This is a genomic window from Pseudonocardia aurantiaca (assembly GCF_039526725.1).
In the GTDB taxonomy this organism is placed as follows: Bacteria; Actinomycetota; Actinomycetes; order Mycobacteriales; family Pseudonocardiaceae; genus Pseudonocardia; species Pseudonocardia aurantiaca.
The window spans coordinates 130,897-147,948 of record NZ_BAAAJG010000016.1 but is presented as its reverse complement, the minus strand read 5'-3'; the positions used below and the strand labels follow the sequence as shown (position 1 = coordinate 147,948).

Sequence of the window (17,052 nt, the reverse complement as noted above, 5' to 3'; positions counted from 1 at the left end):
GCCTGTGTCCGGCCGCTCGGCCACGAGCCGTACGACCCGGACCGGAGCTGACGCCCGTCAGACCGCGATCACCGTCAGACCGCGATCACCGTCGGCACGATCATCGGACGGCGGCGGTAGGTCTCGCCCACCCACTTCCCCACCACCCGGCGCACGGCCTGGGCGATGCGGTGGGTGTCGGTGATGCCCTCGGCCTCGGTGCGCGACAACTCCTCCTCGACCAGCGTGACCACGGCGTCCAGCGCCTTGGGGTCGTCGGAGAAGCCGCGTCCGGACACCTTCGGCGGGGAGACCGCCCGCCCGGTGTTGGGGTCGATGGCCACCGTGATCGAGATGAACCCGCCCTCCCCGAGCACGAGGCGGTCGCCGAGAGTGCTCTCGCCGATGTCGCCGACCGCGAGCCCGTCGACGTACACGCGGCCGACCTCGACACGCCCGGTGATCGCGGCCTTGCCGTCCACGAGGTCGACGACCACGCCGTCCTCGGCCAGGACGACCGAGTCCTCCGGCACCCCGGTCTGCACGGCGAGCCGGCCGTTGGCCCGCAGGTGCCGCCACTCGCCGTGCACAGGCATGACGTTGCTCGGCCGGACCGCGTTGTAGAGGAACAGCAGCTCACCCGCCGGCGAGTGGCCCGAGACGTGCACCTTGGCCGTGCCCTGGTGCACAACCTTGGCACCGAGCCGGGTGAGACCGTTGATCACGCCGAACACCGCGGTCTCGTTGCCGGGGATCAGCGAGCTGGCGAGGATGATCGTGTCCTGGGGCTGGATGCGCACCGAGCGGTGGTCGCCACGGGCCATCCGCGCGAGCGCCGAGAGCGGCTCGCCCTGCGAGCCTGTCGAGACGATCACCAGCTCCTGGTCGGGCAGCTCCATCGCCTCGTCGATCTCGACGAGCAGCCCCTCGGGCACGTGCAGGAAACCCAGCTCGGCGGCGAGCCCCATGTTGCGCACCATCGACCGGCCGACCAGGCACACCTTGCGCCCGTGCTCCGCCGCGGCGTCGAACACCTGCTGCACGCGGTGCACGTGGCTCGCGAAGCAGGCGACGATGATCCGCGCCTCCGCCCGGTGGAACACCCCGTCGAGGACGGGCCCGATCTCGCGCTCGGAGATCACGAAGCCGGGGACGTCGGCGTTGGTGGAGTCGACGAGGAACAGGTCCACACCCTCGTCACCGAGGCGGGAGAACCCGGCCAGGTCGGTCAGCCGCCCGTCTAGCGGGAGCTGGTCGAGCTTGATGTCCCCGGTGTGCAGCACGAGCCCGGCAGGCGTCCGGATCGCGACGGCGAGCGCGTCGGGGATCGAGTGGTTGACCGCGAAGTACTCGCAGTCCCACGACCCGTGCCGCAGCCGGGCACCCTCCTTCACCTCGAGCAGGTGCGGCGTCAGCCGATGCTCCTTGCACTTCTCCGCCACCAGCGCGAGCGTGAACCGCGACCCGACGATCAGCAGGTCGGGGCGCTGGCGCAGCAGGAACGGCACGGCGCCGATGTGGTCCTCGTGGCCGTGGGTGAGCACCAGCGCGTCGATGTCGTCGAGGCGGTGCTCGATGGCGCGGAAGTCGGGCAGGATCAGGTCGACGCCCGGAGAGTCCTCGGCGGGGAACAGCACCCCGCAGTCGACGACGAGCAGGCGGCCGTCGTACTCGAACACCGTCATGTTGCGGCCGATCTCGCCGATTCCGCCCAGCGCGACGACGCGCAGGGCGCCCTCCAAGAGCGCTGGCGGCGGGCCGGACGGCAGCTCGGCCCTGTTGACCTCCTCCGGAGGCGCGGTCGACGGGCGACCGGTGTCACGCCGGAACGAGCGGGAGCGACGGTCGGACCGGGGACGGTCGGACCGGGCGGGCGGGCGACTCAACTAGTTCCTCGCAGTGCTGTGTTCATGCGCCCGGGAGGCGCGGGGATCGTGGCGCGTCAGCGGTAGGCGACCTCGGCGCCGAGGTCGACGGCGGCGCGGGGCCCGAGCGCCCCGTGCCCGCGGTCGCCGCGGCTGTGGGCGTCGGGGAGGGCCACGCCCGCCGACCCGAGGTGCGCCGCGATGGCCGCGACCTGCTCCTCGGTGGCGGGCGGCAGCGGCAGGCGGGGGTCACCGACGTCGATGCCGCGCATGCGCAGGGCCGTCTTCGAGAACACGACGCCGCCCACCGGGCCCATGGCGCGGATCACCGGGAGCATGGCGTAGTGCAGGTTCCGGGCACGGTCGATCTCGCCGGCCTCGTAGGCGTCGATCATCGCGCGCAGCCGGTCGGCGACGACGTGGCCGACCACGCTGACGAACCCGACCGCCCCGACCGAGAGCCACGGCAGGTTCACCGGGTCGTCGCCGCTGTAGTAGGCGAGTGTGGTGGTGGCGAGCACCTCGGTGCCGGCGCGCAGGTCGTTGCGGGCGTCCTTCACCGCCACGATCCGCGGGTGCTCCGCGAGCCGCTGCAGCGTCTCCACCTCGATCGGGATCACGCTGCGCGGCGGGATGTCGTAGAGCATCACCGGCAGGTCGGTCGCGTCCGCGATCGCGGTGAAGTGCATGACCAGCCCGGACTGCGGCGGCCGCGAGTAGTACGGCGTGACCAGCAGGAGCCCGTGCGCACCCGCCTTCTCCGCCTCTCGTGAGAGGTGGATGCTGTGCGCGGTGTCGTACGTGCCGGTGCCTGCGACGATCGTGGCCCGGTCGCCCACCGCCCCGACCACGGCCCGCACCAGCTTGGACTTCTCCTCGTCGGTTGTGGTCGGCCCCTCCCCCGTGGTGCCGTTGACCACCAGCCCGTCGTTGCCCAGATCGATCAGGTGAGCGGCGAGTTCCTCGGCGCGGGCGAGGTCGAGACGGCCCTCGGAGTCGAACGGCGTGACCATGGCGGTCAGCACCCGCCCGAAGGGGCGGCCCGGAGGGCGCGGTCCGGTGGCGGTGGGACTCATGCCCTGAAGGTACCGCCCCACGGCCGCATTGCCGGTCTCTGAGGCACGTACAGGTGTCGACAGGTTGGGTCTGCGCCGCAGAGCGGGCCGCCTGGCGGCCGCTGTCCTGCTTCGCCGGGCGCTCAGATTCCCCTCGAGCTGGCTGCGAGCGCCGCCACGTCCGATGCCGCGCCGTCCCGTTCCAGCCGCACCTCGTTACGGCCGAAGGCGTGCAGGAGCAGCTCGATCGGCTCCCCGGTAAGTGTCACGACACCGGAACCGCTTTTCGCCTGTACCTGCTCCCCCGACGGGAGCCGCAGCACCACGCCGACCGGGCTGCGCCGGTACATCATCCGGGCCGCGCGCTGCACCTGCGCCCACACCTCAACGTCCCGGGCCGGCTCCGGCGGGCGGGGTTCCCACCCCGGCTTGCCGCGGCGGAGGTCCTCGTGGTGCACGACGAACTCCGCGCCGTTGGCCGCGGCGTCGACGCGGGCGGGGCGCATAGGCGACCACACCGGAGGCCCCGAGCGCAGCAACCCGACCCGATCGGGCCACGACACGGAGTCGTAGCTGCGCATCGCGCGTACTGCGACGGGTGCCAGCGCGGGCACGACGATCCCGGGGGCCGCCCACGGCACACGCTCGCGCACGAGCAGGTGGGCAAGCAGGTCGCGAGCCGTCCAGCCCTCGCACAGCGTTGGCCGGTCCGGGCCTGCCCGGTCGAACTCGTCGCTCAACTCCGCCCGCTCGCGGCTGGCCAGACTCATACGCCCGACCCTACTCGCGGGTACGAGCCGCGGCCCGCATCTCCGCTCAGCGCCGACGCTCGCTCCGCAAGCTCCGCTCAGCCCTCCGTCACGAACGGGCTCGACGCGATCTCCGTGCCGTCCTCCAGCGTGGCGATCTCGAAGTCGTTGAACACGTTGGGCACCTCGCGCTGCAGCTGCCGCAGGCACTCGATGGCCAGCTCGCGGATCTCGACGTCGGCGTGCTCGGTGGCCCGCATCGCGATGAAGTGGCGCCACGCCCGGTAGTTGCCGGTGACGACGATGCGCGTCTCCGTGGCGTTGGGCAGCACGGCGCGGGCGGCCTGGCGGGCCTGCTTGCGGCGGAGCGTGGCGTTGGGGACGTCGGCGAACCGCTTCTCCAGGCCCTCCAGCAGCGCCTCGTACGCCTTGACCGACGCGGCGGCGGCCTCGGTGAACAGCTCGTGCAGCTCCTCGTCGTCCGCGATGACCTCGGGCTCGACCATCGCCGCGTTGCGCTCCGGGACGTAGCGCTGCGAGAGCTGGCTGTAGGAGAAGTGGCGGTGGCGGATCAGTTCGTGGGTGAGCGACCGCGACACGCCGGTGAGGTAGAAGCTCACCGTGCCGTGCTCCAGCACGGACAGGTGCCCGACCTCGAGGATGTGGCGGAGGTAGCCGGCGTTGGTAGCGGTGGTCGGGTTGGGCTTCGACCAGGACTGGTAGCAGGCGCGGCCGGCGAACTCCGCGAGCGCCTGCCCACCGTCGGCGTCGGTGCTCCAGGGCACGCCCTCCGGTGCGACGAACTCGGTCTTGGCCACGATCTGGACGCGCAGCGGCACGATGTCGGGCATGGCGGCAGCGTAAACCGGAGGGTGAACGGGATCGGGGCCGCCATGGAATGGTGTCACGAATTCCTTGACTGACGTCAGCAATGACGCCACAGTGGTGTCATGGATCTGAGCCAGTACGTCCAGCGGTTGCGGGAGGACCTCGCGTCCGCCGCCGCGGCAGGCGACGAGCAGACGCAGCGGACCGCCGCCCTGCTCGGCGCCGCCATCGAGCCGGCCGCCCGGCTGGCGATCATGAACGCGCTCTCCGACCTGGCGGCCGAGGTCACCGCCACACTCGGGGACCGCGTGGTCGAGGTGCGCCTCGACGGCCGCGACGTGCGGGTCGCGGTCACCGGCGAGCCGGCCGGTGAGCCGGAGCCAGAACCGGAGCCTTCGCCCACATCGGGACCCGGGCCATTCCGCGGGTTCCCGGGCGGGGAGGCCGGCGACATCAGCCGCATCACGCTGCGCCTGATGGAGCAGATCAAGGGCCAGGCCGAGCAGGCGGCCGCCGCGCAGGGTGTGTCGCTCAACTCGTGGCTCGCCCAGGCCGTGCAAGGCGCGCTCGCCGGTGGCGGGCACCGCAAGCACACGCGGCCTGAAGGAGCGAAGGACGACCGCGACGGGCGGCGTCTGCGGGGCTGGGTCGAGGGATGACGGAGTTAACGGGGATGACTGAGTTCACGAACGACTCGCCCTTCCGGGAGGACCCGGCCCCCGGGCTCGTCCGGCAACAGAGCTGGCCGGTGGACGGGCCCGCGGAGCTGGAGCTGACGGTGGACGTGGGGCGCCTCCGGGTGCACCTCGACCAACAGATCGGCGACGGGGACGCCGACGGCGCCGGGGCGCACGAGGTGCGGGTCGAGGTGCGCCACGACCCGTCCGCGGGTGGCGGCTGGAGCCAGGGCCTCACCGGCATCATCAGCTGGCTCGGCAACGCCACGGGCGGGATGGGTGTGGCGGACAGTGCCGAGGACCTGGCGGCGGCTGCTGTCTCCGCCGCGGAGATCAGCTGGTCCGACAGCGGACGCCGCCTGGTCGTCCGGTCCTCGCAGGAGCTGCCGCTGCGGGTGGTGCCGCTGGCGATCACCGTGTCCGCCCCGGCCGGGTCCCGGCTGGCGGCCCGCACGGGTGCGGGCGACGTGCGGGTGACCGGCCGGGCGGGATGGGCGGGCGTGCGCACCGGCACCGGCCTGGTGTCGCTCGCCGCCGTCGACGGCGACGCCGACGTCACGACCGGCGCAGGCGATGTCGAGATCGGACCGGTGAGCGGCCGGGCCCGGCTGCGGACCGGCAGCGGTGCGGTGTCCGTGGCCGCCACCGGCGGCTCCACCGAGATCAAGACGGGCAGCGGAGACATCTCGCTGGGCGAGGTGGCCGCGGACCTCGGCGTGCGGACCGGCTCCGGTGACGTCGCCATCGCCGACGCCCGCAGCGGGCACCTGCAGATGACAACCGGGTCGGGCGGGCTGCGGGTCGGCGTGCACCCGGGGGTGCGGGCCGAGCTTGACCTGTCCTCGGGCTCGGGGCGGGCGCGCAGCGAGCTGGAGGTGCGTTCGGTGGCTCCCGAGCTCCCGGCCGCCGTGCAGCTGCGCGGGCGCACCGGCAGCGGCGACGTGCTGGTGACCCGCGCCGCCGTCAGCTCCGCCTGACCCCTCAGGCGGCGACGGACGTGACGGCGGCGGTGAGCGGGGCGGCGAGGTCGCCCCGCTCACCGACCACCACCCCGTCCAGCTCCAGCCACTCGGCCATCACGAGCAGCTCGGCCGCCAGCTCGGCCGCGACCCGCGGCACGTCGGCGCCGGGCTCGACGAACGCTCCAGGCACCCGGAGCACTCCTGCCGCCCGGTCGGCCTTGATGTCGACCCGCGCCACCATCTCGCCGTCGAGCAGGAACGGGAACACGTAGTAGCCGTACTGCCGCTTCGGCTCCGGCACGTAGATCTCGATCCGGTAGCGGAAGCCGAAGATCCGTTCGGTGCGGGCCCGCTCCCAGATCAGCGGGTCGAACGGGCAGAGCAGCGCCCGGCCGCTGACCCGACGCGGCACCTTGGCGCCGGGCAGCCGGTACGCCGGGCGACCCCACCCGCGCACCTCGACGGGCTCCAGCTGCCCCGCCTCCAGCAGCTCCGCGACGGCCCGCCGGCTGCGCTCGGGCGCGATGCGGTAGTAGTCGCGCAGGTCGGGTTCGGTGGCGACGCCGAGCGCCGACGCCGACCGCAGCAGCAGCGCCCTGGCCGCCTCATCGACCGTGGGCTGCGGCGCGGCGAGCAGCTTCGGCGGGAGCACGCGCTCGGGCAGGTCGTAGAGCCGCTCGAAGTGGCGCCGAGTGCCGGTGGTGAGCGCACCGATGCCGAACAGGTACTCGCAGACCCGCTTGACGTCGGACCGCTCCCACCACGACGCCCCCGGCGGCCGCTTGCGCGTGCCTGCACCCAGCGCCGCCTCCAGTTCCCCCGCGCCGACCGGCCCGAGCTCCTTGACCGCCGCGAGCACGTCGTCGGCAAGCCCGGGGTGCTGCTCCAGCAGCGCCTGGTAGTGGCGCCACCAGCCCTCCCGCTTGGGCCCGGCCCGCAGCAGCGGCCAGTCCTCCACCGGCAGCAGGCTCGCCTCATGCGCCCAGTACTCCACGAGCAGCCGCGGCGACCGCGCCGAGTGCGACCAGGCGGCGTCGTCGACGAGCGGGCGCGGGTACGCCCCGAGCCGGCTGAACAGCGGCATGTAGTGCGCGCGCACGGCCACGTTGACGGAGTCGAGCTGCAGCAGCCGGACGTGCCCGAGCGCGCGGACGAGGTGGCGCCGCGTGACCGGGCCGGAGGGGCGGGGGGCGGTGAACCCCTGGGCGGCCAGCACGGCGCGGCGCGCGGCCGCCGGCCCGATGCTCTCGACGGGGACGGAGGACGTCACAGGCTGGATGGTGCCAGCTCACCCCGACGTTTCCGGGGGCGCTCGGCCGCGATCACCAGCACGACGGCAACCAGCACGACGCCGCCCCCCGCGAGCTGCAGCGCGGAGAACCGCTCGCCCACGACCAGCACCCCGAGCAGCACGGCGATGACGGGGTTGACGTAGGCGTAGGTCGCGACCGTGGACACCGGGAGTGAGGTCAGCGCGAACGCGTACGCGCTGAACCCCGTGACCGACACGACGACGGCCATGTAGGCCCACGCCCACCACGCCGTCGGTGTCAGGGCGGTGAGGTCGGGCCGGTCCCCGCTGACCAGGCTTGTCGTGACCAGGATCGTCCCGCCCACCAGCATCTGCGTGGCGGCCAGCGCGAACGGGTTGGCCGGGACCGGCAGCCGCGTTGTCGCCAACGTGCCCGTCGCCCAGCCCAGGGCCGCGAGCAGAATCAGCAAGGGTCCCCACCACGCCGTGCCCAGCGTGCCGCCCGACCCCCCGGACGGGCCCGCCACCACCAGCAGCGCCAGCCCGAGCAGCCCCACGGCCACACCGCCGAGCGTGGCCGGCCGCGGCCGGTCGCCGGTGAGGGCGCGCAGCACGACGATGTAGATCGGCGTGGCCGCGATCAGCAGCGCAGCCATGCCCGACGCGACGTACTGCTGCCCGACCGCCACGAGCCCGTTTCCCCACGCGGGCAGGAGCAGCCCGGAGAGCGCCGCCGTGCCGAACTGCGGCGCGGTCATCCGGAACGCGCCCCGCCCCGCGACGGCGAGTACCACGAGCGCGAGCAGCGACCCTCCGACGACGAACCGCGCACCGCCCGCGAACAGCGGCGGGACGTCGGCGATGATCAACCGGTTGCCCAGGTAGGTGGAGCCCCACAGCACGTAGACGACGCCGAGCGCGGCCCAGGCGGCGGGTCCGGCGGAGCGGGCGGGTGCGACGACGGACTCCACCCGAGGAACGTTGTCATGGCGAACGACCGTTGTCGCGCGATCTCCCGGTGACGACGCACACGGGCCCCGCTCCGCGCCTCGACCGGGCGTGGGTTTGGATGGACCGCATGGCCACCGCCGCCGTCCGTCCCGCCGTCGTCGAGGACGTCGAGGAGATCGTCCGCATCCAGGCAGGCACGTGGGAGACCGCGTACGCCGAGCTCGTGCCGGCCGAGGCACTCCTGCAGCTGCGTAGCCCCGAGGCGCACCGGGCGTGGAAGGACGCCGTCACCGCGGGCGGCGGTCACCACGTGCTCGTCGCCACCGAGGGCGAGTGGACCGTCGGCTTCTGCGCCGCGGCCCCCGCGGCCGCGCCCGATGGCACCGTCGCACCCGAGGCCCCGACGCTGGGCGCGGAGGCGTGGGCGGAGATCAGCACGCTGCTGGTGGAGCCACGCTGGGGCCGGCGTGGCCACGGCGGGCGGCTGCTCGCCGGCGCCGCGGAGGCGCTGCGCGCGGCAGGCGCCGTGTACGGGCTGGCTTGGGTGCCGGAGGCCGACGAGGCGTCGCGGAAGTTCTACTCGAGCGTGGGCTGGGAGCCCGACGGCACCCTGCGGGTGCTCGACACCGGCCAGGGCGAGTTGCGCGAGGTGCGCCTGACGGGCTCCCTCGACCTCACGCTGAGCTGAGCGGCGCCGCGGTCTCAGAGCCCGAGCAACGGCTCCAGCCCCACGGTGAGCCCGTCACGCTCACCGACCGCTCGCACGGCCATCAGCACCCCCGGCATGAACGACGCCCGGTCGAACGAGTCGTGCCGGATCGTCAGCGCCTCCCCGGGGGTGCCGAGCAGCACCTCCTGATGCGCGACCAGCCCCGGGAGGCGCACCGAGTGCACGTGCACGCCGTCCACCAGGGCGCCGCGGGCGCCGGGCAGCTCGGTGGTCGTGGCGTCCGGGAGCGGGCCCGCCCCGGCCTCCTCCCGGGCCGCGGCGATGAGCGCCGCGGTGTGCACGGCGGTGCCCGACGGGGCATCCACCTTGCCCGCGTGGTGCAGCTCGATCACCTCGACGGACTCGAAGTACCGCGCCGCGGTGCGGGCGAACTGCATGGCGAGCACCGCGCCGATGCCGAAGTTGGGCGCCACGAACACGTTCCCCGGCCGCTTCTCCAGCCGCGCGCGCACGTCGTCGAGCCGGGCCTCGTCGAACCCGCTGGTGCCGATCACCACAGCGATGTCGTGCTCCAGGCAGAACTGCAGGTTGTCGAGCACCGCGCCCGGATGCGTGAAGTCGACGGCGACCTGCACCCCGGCCTCCACGAGTCCACTGAGCGGGTCGTCCGCGTCGATCCGGGCGACGAGCTCCAGGTCCGGCGCCCCCTCGACGGCGCGGCAGACCTCCGTGCCCATCCGCCCCTGCGCGCCCAGCACTCCCACCCGGATCCGGTTCTCCGCCACGGGGAAGAGCCTAGTGTCGTGGAAACGAGGTTCCTTGCCCGGATCCGGCGTCCAGGTGGATGCATGGCAAGGCGGAGGAGAGGCCCGATACCGGGGTTGTATCGGGCCCGACGACAACGCAGCGAGGCGCCGCCTGGGCGTCGGAGGCGGGTAAGGAACCTCGTTTCCGCGACACTGGGACGTGCCGTGGTCAGGCGAAGACGAGAGCCCCGGCCCACACCGCGGCCGCGAGCAGCCCGGCGGCCAGCTCGATCGCGATGCTCCAGCCCACGGCGGCGAGCGCCTGGCGGGTGGACGGCCAGGCCCGGTCGTGGCTGCCCAGGCGGGTCAGCTCGACGAGGTAGACGCCGAGCACGAAGCCGAGGAAGAGCCCCACGAGGGGGATCACGAAGAAGCCGATGACACCGAGCACCGCACCGGCCGCGATGGTTCTTCCCGGCACACCCGACTCGCGCAGGCGCTTGCCGGGAAGCAGGTACTTGACCACCGATCCGACGACGACGATCGCCACGGCGACGCCCAGGACGGTCCACGCCACGGCGTCGCCGCGCGTCACGGCCCAGACGGCGATGCCCGCCACCACCAGGACGAGCCCCGGAAGCACGGGGAGCACGATCCCGACGATGCCGACGGCCACCAGCAGGGCAGCGATCACGGTGGCGCTCACACGGTGATCGTGGCATGCGGTCCGAGCCAAGGAGCGCCCTGAACAACTCGGCCCTACTGCGCGACGCCCAGGCAGGCACCTCGCGGCGTTGGACGATCGGACCGATACAACAGCGGTATCAGCCCGATCGTCCGCCTTGCGATGCACCCACCTGGACGCCGCTCGCTACGGGCGGAGCTGTTCAGGACCCTCCTACCGCTCCCGCCAGACGCGTCAGACCAGCGACCGCAGCGACGCCGGCAGCTCCGCCTCGTCCTCGTACGGGCCAACGACGGCGGCCGTGAGCGGCGCCGCCAGCAGCTCCCCCGCCAGGGCCGTGACCTGCTCGTTCGTGACGGCGGCGATGCGGTCGAGGCTCTCGGTGATCGTGCGCTGGCGGCCGTGGTCGAGCTCGGAGCGCCCGATGCGGTTCATCCGCGACGGCGTGTCCTCGAGCCCGAGCACCATCCCGCCGCGGAGGTTGCCCTGCGCGCGGGCCAGCTCGGCGGGCGTAAGCCCGTCGGCCGCCACGTCGGCGAGCACCGCCCGCACGACAACGGCCACCTCGTCGAGCCGCTTCGGCGCGCAGCCGGCGTAGACCGAGAAGCTGCCGGTGTCGGAGTACGTCGCGAGCGCCGAGTAGACGGAGTAGGCGAGCCCGCGCTGCTCCCGCACCTGCTGGAACAGCCGAGAGCTCGGGCCGCCGCCGAGCGCCGTGTTGAGCACCTGCAGGGCCGTGCGCCGGGGGTCGTGGCGCGACAGCCCCGGCACCCCGAGCATGAGGTGCGCCTGCTCGGTGTCCTCGGTGCGCAGCACGAGCCGCGGCCCGGGGGTGAGCAGCGCGGGAGCCGGACGGCGCGGCGGCACCGGAGCCACCGACCCGGCCCGCGCGGCCGCCGGGCCGAGCGCGGCGGCGACCAGGTCGACGACCTGGTTGTGCACGAGGTTGCCCGCAGCGGCGACGACCATCCGCGGGGTGGTGTACTCGCCGCGCCAGAAGTCGTACAGCGTCTCGCGGGTCATCGCGCGGATCGACTCCTCGGAGCCGATCACCGGGCGCCCGATCGGGTGCGCGCCGAAGATCGCCTCGTCGAACAGCTCGCCGAGCAGGTCCTCGGGGTCGTCGTCGCGCATGGCGATCTCCTCGAGCACCACCCCGCGCTCCACCTCGACGTCTGCGGGCGCGAGCGTGGCATCCGTGACGACGTCGGCGAGCACGTCCACCGCGAGCGGCAGGTCGGCGTCGAGCACCTGCGCGTAGTAGCAGGTGTGCTCCTTCGCGGTGAACGCGTTGAGGTCGCCGCCGACGGCGTCGAACTCCTCGGCGATCCCCACGGCGGTGCGCCGCCGAGTGCCCTTGAAGAGCAGGTGCTCCAGGTAGTGGGCCGCCCCGGCCTGCAGCGGCGCCTCGTCGCGCGAGCCGATGCCGATCCAGATCCCGAAAGACACCGAGTGCACGCCTGGCACCGGCTCGGTGACCACACGCAGCCCGCCCGGCAGTTCAGTACGCGCGACGCCGCCGGGGGCGGAGGCTGCTGCCCCCGCCCCCGGCGTCAGAACCGTCGTCAATTCGCGGAGACCTCGGACTCGGTGTCGGCCTCAACGGCCTCGGACGTGGGCGCCGCGCCCGTACCGTTCGGCGACTCCTCGCCGACCGGCACCAGGCTGATCTTGCCGCGGTTGTCGATGTCGGTGACCTCGACGCGGATCTTGTCGCCGACCTTGACGACGTCCTCCACCTTGGCGATGCGCTTGCCCTGGCCCAGCTTGGAGATGTGGACCAGGCCGTCCTTGCCCGGGACCAGCGAGACGAACGCGCCGAACGCGGCGATCTTGACCACCGTGCCCAGGAACCGCTCGCCGATCTTCGGCAGCTGCGGGTTGGCGATCGCGTTGATCATCCCGATGGCCGCCTCGGCGGACGGGCCGTCCGCCGCACCGACGTAGATCGTGCCGTCGTCCTCGATGGAGATGTCGGCGCCGGTCTGCTCGGTGATGGAGTTGATCATCTTGCCCTTCGGGCCGATGACCTCGCCGATCTTGTCGACCGGCACCTTGATGGCCGTGACGCGCGGCGCGAACTGGCTCATCTCGTCCGGCCGGTCGATGGCCTCGCCGATGACCTCGAGGATCGTCAGGCGGGCGTCCTTCGCCTGCGACAGCGCACCGGCGAGCACCTCGGACGGGATGCCGTCGAGCTTGGTGTCGAGCTGCAGCGCCGTGACGAACTCGGACGTGCCCGCGACCTTGAAGTCCATGTCGCCGAACGCGTCCTCGGCGCCGAGGATGTCGGTGAGCGCGACGTAGCGGGTCTGGCCCTCGACCTCGTCGCTCACCAGGCCCATCGCGATGCCCGCCACCGGCGCCTTGAGCGGCACACCGGCGTTGAACAGCGACATCGTGGACGCGCAGACCGAGCCCATCGACGTGGAGCCGTTGGAGCCCAGCGCCTCCGAGACCTGCCGGATGGCGTACGGGAACTCCTCGCGCGTGGGCAGCACCGGCAGCAGCGCCCGCTCGGCGAGCGCGCCGTGGCCGATCTCGCGGCGCTTCGGCGAGCCGACGCGGCCGGTCTCACCGGTGGAGTACGGCGGGAAGTTGTAGTGGTGCAGGTAGCGCTTGTGCGTCTCCGGCCCGAGCGAGTCGATCTGCTGCTCCATGCGCAGCATGTTGAGCGTGGTGACACCCATGATCTGGGTCTCGCCGCGCTCGAACAGCGCCGAGCCGTGGGCCCGCGGGACGACCTCGACCTCGGCCGAGAGCGGCCGGATGTCGGTGATGCCGCGCCCGTCGATGCGGACCTGGTCGCGCAGGATGCGCTGGCGCACGAGCTTCTTGTTCAGCGCCCGGAACGCGGCGCCGATCTCCTTCTCGCGGCCCTCGAACTTCGGGGCAAGCTGCTCGAGCACCTTGACCTTGAGCTCGTCGAGGCGCGCCTCGCGCTCCTGCTTCCCCGCGATCGCGAGTGCCTGGGCCAGCTCGTCGGAGGCGATCTCGGAGACCAGCTCGAACACGTCGGGCTGGTAGGCCGGGTAGGTCGGGTAGTGCCCGGTGGGCTTGGCCGCGACGTCGGCGAGCTGCTGCTGCGCGACGCACAGGCTGCGGATGAACGGCTTGGCCGCCTCCAGCCCGGACGCGACGACCTCCTCGGTGGGCGCCTGGGCGCCACCGGCGACGAGCTCGATCGTGGAGGTGGTGGCCTCGGCCTCCACCATCATGATCGCAACGTCCTCACCGACCACACGACCGGCGACGACCATGTCGAACACGGCTCGCTGCAGGTCCTCGTACTGCGGGAACGCGACCCACTGACCGTCGATCAGCGCGACGCGCACGCCACCGATGGGGCCGGAGAACGGCAGGCCCGCGAGCTGCGTGGACGCCGACGCCGCGTTGATGGCCAGCGCGTCGTAGGGGTCCTGCGGGTCGAGGCTCATCACCGTGACGACGATCTGGATCTCGTTGCGCAGACCGTCGACGAACGACGGGCGCAGCGGCCGGTCGATCAGGCGGCAGGTGAGGATCGCGTCGGTGCCCGGGCGGCCCTCCCGGCGGAAGAACGAGCCGGGGATCTTGCCGATCGCGTACATCCGCTCCTCGACGTCCACCGTGAGCGGGAAGAAGTCGAAGTGCTCCTTGGGCTGCTTGGACGCCGTGGTGGCGGACAGCAGCATGGTCTCGTCGTCGAGGTAGGCGACGACGGATCCGGCGGCCTGGCGCGCGAGGCGCCCGGTCTCGAACCGGATGGTGCGGGTGCCGAAGCTCCCGTTGTCGATGACGGCACTGGTCTCGTGCACGTTCTCGATCTGGTCGGTCATGAAATGGACATCTCCTCTTCCTGGGGGAGACGCCACACCGCGCTCGGAGATCCTCGGCCTGGCCGGTCTTCGATCGAAGCCCTCGGCTGTTTCGCACGTCCGGGGGCCACTACCGAGGACCGGCGGACTCTCTGCCGGCGGTCTGGCGTCGTGTAGTTGTGGTGCCGGCCCGGACCGAGAGACGGTCCGGGCCGGCGGAGGTTCAGCGGCGGAGGCCGAGGCGCTCGATCAGGGACCGGTAGCGCGCGACGTCGACCGCCGCGAGGTACTTCAGCAGCCGGCGGCGGCGGCCGACCAGCAGCAGGAGCCCGCGACGCGAGTGGTGGTCGTGCTTGTGCTGCTTGAGGTGCTCGGTGAGGTCGCTGATCCGCTTGGTCAGCAGGGCGACCTGCGCCTCGGGCGAACCGGTGTCGCCCTCGTGGACCCCGTAGGTGTCCAGGATGGTCTTCTTCTGTGCGGCGTCGAGTGCCACGTGCTCCTCTTTCGTCTGCTGTGCCGTGAAGCCCGCTACCCACACGATCGGGGGCGGAAGACGGTCGCGGCCGCCACGGACTGCAGCCGCACCCAGCACTCCACGCTACCAGGGACGATGTCACCTCGACCTCTAGGGATCCCCGGCGCGCCGCTGCGCCCGTGGCCCGGCCCGTCGCTCGTCCGCCGGTTGCTCGACGACGAGCCGCACGCGGTGCACCGGACGATAGCGCGACCCGCCCCGGCCCGGTTCGCTCGCCACCAGCAGCACTTCCCCCGGGCGCCACCACGGACCGCGGTGCGCGGCCCACGTGACCGGCGGGTCGGGGTCGGCCCCGGGCCCCGGCCGGGGCCGCAGCCGCAGCACCGAGACGTGCGGGACGAACGCGGCGGGGTCGCCGCCCGCCACCGTGACGAGCCAGGTCAGGCGCCCCGGGTCCGCGACCTCGAGCCCGGCCCACCGGACACGCGGGAACGTACCTGCCCCCGCGATCCGCAGGCGCGGAGCAACGGCGGCGCGGGCGGCGACCTCCAGGCGCCGCGCAAGCACGCCGGGGTCGGCCTCGCCGTGGAACGCGAGCGTGACGTGCCAGGACGCCGGCGCCGGCGCCCGCCAGCCGCGGGGGGCGCCTGCGGGAACCGTGTCGGCGGCGAGCGCAGCGACGGCGTCAGGCGTCGGCCAGAGTGCCGTGAACAGGCGCACCGTCAGGCCCGGGGACGGCTTGCGGCCTGCCGCAGCACCTCGGCCAGCTCCGGGAAGCCGGGGCCGAGCGCGGCCGCGGCGGCCGCCAGGCGCGCAGGGTCGGTGACGCCGCGCAGGGCGGCGGCAGCGCTGCCATGCGCGGGGCCCCCACGCTCCCGGAAACGACGCTCCGGGACACGGGCCTCGCCCTCCGTGCGCGGATCGTTCCACTGCCAGCGCGCCACCGCGACGTCGGCGAGCAACGTCTCGACGGTGCGGGGGTCGGGCCGCTCCTGGAGGCTCTGGCAGCGTTGGTCGAGCAGCAGCATGCGGGCGAGCACCGCCGGGTCGCCGATCTTCACGCGCCGCGCGCTCACGAGCTGGCTGAGCATGGCCGGGCTGACGCCCAGGGTGCGGGCGAGGCGGGCCTGGGAGATGCCGAGGGCCGAGGTGAGCCGCCGCACCCGGTCGCCGAGCGGGGCCCCGTAGAGCTCGCGCTGGCGCGCGCGGTTCTCCGTGCGCCGGGCCGCGAACGAGTCACCGGCGTCGTCCTCCATGCCGAGGATGCTGGCAGTTCGCGCCCGCCACCGCGGGCGAACGGTAAAACTCGCTGATCCCGCCCCGCTCGGCCGATCAGCTCAGCTCAGCCGATCAGCTCAGCCGCCCAGCAGCTCGCGGGTGCGGGCGACGTCCTTGTGCATCTGCTCGACCAGCGCCGAGACGTCCGTGAAGCGCTCCTGGCCGCGCAGCCGGTGCTCGAAGTCGAGGGCGACCTCGAACCCGTAGAAGTCCTCGTCGACGTCGAGCACGTACGCCTCGACGGTGCGCACACGTCCGGAGAACGTCGGGTTGGTGCCCACGGAGATGGCCGCCGGGAGCGCGCGGTCGCCGATCACGAACCGGCCCGCGTAGACGCCGTCGGCGGGGAGAGCGGTGTACGGCGCGGTGGAGAGGTTGGCGGTGGGGAAGCCGAGCTCACGCCCCCGCCGGTCGCCGTGGACCACCACGCCCTCGACGCGGTGCGGCCGGCCGAGCGCCGCGGCGGCCGCGTCGACGTCGCCTGCGTCGATGCAGGCCCGGATGTAGGTGGAGGAGAACGTGATCCCGTCGTCGGTGATCAGCTCGAGCCCCTCCACGCCGAACCCGAACCGCTGCCCGAGCTGCGCGAGCATCGCGACGTCGCCCTTGGCGCGGTGCCCGAAGGTGAAGTTGCGCCCGACCACGACGTCCGCGGCGTGCAGCCGCTCCACCAGCACCGAGTGCACGAACTCGGGCGCCTCGGTGCGGGCGAGCTCCGCCGTGAACGGCAGCACGCAGAACGCCTCGACGCCCAGCTCGCCGACGAGCTCGGCCCGGCGCCGCAGGGTGGTCAGCCGCGCGGGGTGGCTCCCGGGGCGAACCAGCTCGGCGGGATGCGGGTCGAACGTGATGAGCACCGTGGGGAGCCCGCGCTCCCGTCCCCGCTGCACCGCCCGGCCGATCAGCTGCTGGTGCCCGCGGTGCACCCCGTCGAAGACGCCGACGGTGACGACGCTGCGGCCCCAGCCGGTAGGCACGGCCTCTAGCCCTCGCCAGCGTTGCACGGTGCCGAGCCTACGAAACGCCCCGACCCCACCATCGAGCCGGGACACACCCACCCGCGAGTCGCCGCAGAAATGCGAG

The 17,052-nt window shown here is 73.2% G+C and carries 17 protein-coding genes; 3 read left to right on the top strand and 14 right to left on the bottom strand.

The genetic code is table 11. From position 1 onward, the window contains the following. Nucleotides 1-74 precede the first annotated feature (74 nt). From ABD143_RS25195 to thyX, 4 genes are all read right to left on the bottom strand, one after another. Nucleotides 75-1,748, bottom strand: coding sequence for a ribonuclease J (locus tag ABD143_RS25195; protein ID WP_343983977.1), 1,674 nt, complete (start codon nucleotides 1,746-1,748; stop codon nucleotides 75-77). 173 nt (nucleotides 1,749-1,921) lie between these two features. Further along, nucleotides 1,922-2,920, bottom strand: a complete 999-nt coding sequence (gene dapA / locus ABD143_RS25190; RefSeq protein WP_343983243.1) for a 4-hydroxy-tetrahydrodipicolinate synthase — start codon at nucleotides 2,918-2,920, stop codon at nucleotides 1,922-1,924. Nucleotides 2,921-3,042: 122 nt separating this feature from the next. After that, on the bottom strand, nucleotides 3,043-3,669 hold the full coding sequence (locus tag ABD143_RS25185; protein ID WP_343983241.1) for a TIGR03085 family metal-binding protein: 627 nt from the start codon (nucleotides 3,667-3,669) through the stop codon (nucleotides 3,043-3,045). A 77-nt stretch (nucleotides 3,670-3,746) separates the two neighbouring features. Beyond that, a complete protein-coding gene (gene thyX / locus ABD143_RS25180) occupies nucleotides 3,747-4,499 on the bottom strand; it encodes an FAD-dependent thymidylate synthase (RefSeq protein ID WP_343983238.1) in 753 nt (250 codons plus the stop codon). A 99-nt stretch (nucleotides 4,500-4,598) separates the two neighbouring features. Here thyX and ABD143_RS25175 point away from each other — a divergent pair, with 99 nt between their 5' ends. Beyond that, entirely contained in the window at nucleotides 4,599-5,135 is a 537-nt protein-coding gene (locus ABD143_RS25175) for a toxin-antitoxin system HicB family antitoxin (protein ID WP_343983235.1), read from the top strand. Between the two features lie 14 nt (nucleotides 5,136-5,149). Then, nucleotides 5,150-6,130: a DUF4097 family beta strand repeat-containing protein gene (locus ABD143_RS25170; RefSeq protein WP_343983232.1), complete on the top strand. Its 981-nt coding sequence runs from the start codon at nucleotides 5,150-5,152 to the stop codon at nucleotides 6,128-6,130. A gap of 4 nt (nucleotides 6,131-6,134) precedes the next feature. Here ABD143_RS25170 and ABD143_RS25165 read toward each other — a convergent pair whose 3' ends face one another. Both ABD143_RS25165 and ABD143_RS25160 read right to left on the bottom strand, forming a co-directional pair. Continuing rightward, nucleotides 6,135-7,385 carry a winged helix-turn-helix domain-containing protein gene (locus ABD143_RS25165; RefSeq protein WP_343983229.1) on the bottom strand — a complete coding sequence of 417 codons (1,251 nt, stop codon included), beginning with the start codon at nucleotides 7,383-7,385 and terminating at the stop codon, nucleotides 6,135-6,137. Then, on the bottom strand, nucleotides 7,382-8,338 hold the full coding sequence (locus ABD143_RS25160; RefSeq protein ID WP_343983226.1) for an EamA family transporter: 957 nt from the start codon (nucleotides 8,336-8,338) through the stop codon (nucleotides 7,382-7,384). The genes ABD143_RS25165 and ABD143_RS25160 overlap by 4 nt, the downstream gene beginning before the upstream one ends. A 107-nt stretch (nucleotides 8,339-8,445) precedes the next feature. On the opposite strand from ABD143_RS25160, the gene ABD143_RS25155 reads away from it, so the two are divergent. Next, nucleotides 8,446-9,006: a GNAT family N-acetyltransferase gene (locus ABD143_RS25155; RefSeq protein WP_343983223.1), complete on the top strand. Its 561-nt coding sequence runs from the start codon at nucleotides 8,446-8,448 to the stop codon at nucleotides 9,004-9,006. 14 nt (nucleotides 9,007-9,020) lie between these two features. Here ABD143_RS25155 and dapB read toward each other — a convergent pair whose 3' ends face one another. The 8 genes from dapB to ABD143_RS25115 form a co-directional block, all read right to left on the bottom strand. After that, nucleotides 9,021-9,773 carry a 4-hydroxy-tetrahydrodipicolinate reductase gene (gene dapB, locus ABD143_RS25150; protein ID WP_343983219.1) on the bottom strand — a complete coding sequence of 251 codons (753 nt, stop codon included), beginning with the start codon at nucleotides 9,771-9,773 and terminating at the stop codon, nucleotides 9,021-9,023. Nucleotides 9,774-9,963: 190 nt separating this feature from the next. Next, nucleotides 9,964-10,440, bottom strand: a complete 477-nt coding sequence (locus tag ABD143_RS25145; protein ID WP_343983216.1) for a DUF456 domain-containing protein — start codon at nucleotides 10,438-10,440, stop codon at nucleotides 9,964-9,966. A gap of 213 nt (nucleotides 10,441-10,653) precedes the next feature. Beyond that, nucleotides 10,654-11,988 carry a M16 family metallopeptidase gene (locus ABD143_RS25140; protein WP_343983213.1) on the bottom strand — a complete coding sequence of 445 codons (1,335 nt, stop codon included), beginning with the start codon at nucleotides 11,986-11,988 and terminating at the stop codon, nucleotides 10,654-10,656. Then, nucleotides 11,985-14,237, bottom strand: coding sequence for a polyribonucleotide nucleotidyltransferase (locus ABD143_RS25135; RefSeq protein ID WP_343983210.1), 2,253 nt, complete (start codon nucleotides 14,235-14,237; stop codon nucleotides 11,985-11,987). Before ABD143_RS25135 ends, ABD143_RS25140 begins: the two co-directional genes overlap by 4 nt. Before the next feature lie 202 nt (nucleotides 14,238-14,439). Beyond that, nucleotides 14,440-14,709: a 30S ribosomal protein S15 gene (gene rpsO, locus ABD143_RS25130; RefSeq protein WP_343983207.1), complete on the bottom strand. Its 270-nt coding sequence runs from the start codon at nucleotides 14,707-14,709 to the stop codon at nucleotides 14,440-14,442. 132 nt (nucleotides 14,710-14,841) lie between these two features. Then, nucleotides 14,842-15,411 carry a 2'-5' RNA ligase family protein gene (locus tag ABD143_RS25125; protein WP_343983204.1) on the bottom strand — a complete coding sequence of 190 codons (570 nt, stop codon included), beginning with the start codon at nucleotides 15,409-15,411 and terminating at the stop codon, nucleotides 14,842-14,844. A 2-nt stretch (nucleotides 15,412-15,413) separates the two neighbouring features. Further along, nucleotides 15,414-15,947, bottom strand: a complete 534-nt coding sequence (locus tag ABD143_RS25120; RefSeq protein ID WP_343983200.1) for a helix-turn-helix transcriptional regulator — start codon at nucleotides 15,945-15,947, stop codon at nucleotides 15,414-15,416. Nucleotides 15,948-16,046: 99 nt separating this feature from the next. After that, entirely contained in the window at nucleotides 16,047-16,973 is a 927-nt protein-coding gene (locus tag ABD143_RS25115; protein WP_343983197.1) for a bifunctional riboflavin kinase/FAD synthetase, read from the bottom strand. Nucleotides 16,974-17,052 lie beyond the last annotated feature (79 nt).